1 protein-coding gene is annotated in these 982 nt (G+C 31.7%); it reads right to left on the bottom strand.

Annotation, left to right across the window (positions count from 1 at the left end; genetic code table 11):
* Positions 1-3 precede the first annotated feature (3 nt).
* Positions 4-819 (bottom strand): glycosyltransferase, encoded by an 816-nt coding sequence (locus BCT81_RS27970; protein ID WP_102426553.1) that lies wholly within the window; start codon positions 817-819, stop codon positions 4-6.
* Positions 820-982 lie beyond the last annotated feature (163 nt).

Here is a 982-nt window from a genome sequence, read left to right as displayed (position 1 = left end):
CACTTAAGACTTAAGTAACAATTGTCTAATTTTAGAGTTATAGATAACCTTAACAAAGCAACTAGGGAGCAATCTAAAAAAGTACCTTAATACAGCATGTGTAGGCAGTGTTTGCTTCCAACGACAAATATTAAAATAAACCTTAAACTCAGAGTTAGCTTTCTTGATTGTTCTCCTAGAATATGCTCCATCCATTCTAACTAGGACTAGGGTATCTTTAATATTTCCGAATATACATTTAGACCGTAAGCCTTTAAACCACATTGCAATATCTTCATTTAATGGATAATTAATCGGATACTCCATTAAATTTATCAAAGCTGATTTTCTAAAGCACACTGTTACATGCGCAATAGGGGAAAACTTATGGATAACATTAGCAATGGATAAATGATCTGTTGGATAACGTCGTGTAGTTACAATATTATCTTTCGACATAATAAACTCACAAATACTTCCACCACTAATATCTATAGTAGGGTTAGAATCCATAAATGAAATCTGCTTTAATAACCTCTCAGGTAATGAAATATCATCGGAATCCATTCTAAAAACATATCGTTCATCCTCTAAACATGCTATCAAACGATTCAGTCCGGAAGCTAATCCAACATTATTCTCACTAACAACCTTCTTATATATAAGACCACATCTATTAATGTACTCATCTAGCTCTTTAGAGATTTCCCCATCTATATGCAAATAGACATGTATACTCTCATCAACAGCATTCTGTTTTATTGTTATTGACTCTAGTGCTTCTTTAAACTGCGTTATTGAATCACCGCCATATATACACATTAAAACTGCAACACTCATACTAACTCTCTACATCTTTTAGGGATTTATGATACCAATACATTAAACAAAACAAACCAAAATATGGGCTAGGACTCAACACTTCAGCTTTAATATTCAGTAACATAAATAATAAAGCGATAATTATACCAATTGTTTTGTAATTCATTAAAAACTTATAAAC

Source organism: Vibrio sp. 10N.261.52.A1, from assembly GCF_002876325.1.
In the GTDB taxonomy this organism is placed as follows: domain Bacteria; phylum Pseudomonadota; class Gammaproteobacteria; order Enterobacterales; family Vibrionaceae; genus Vibrio; species Vibrio chagasii.
This window is presented reverse-complemented; position numbering and strand designations above follow the sequence as displayed.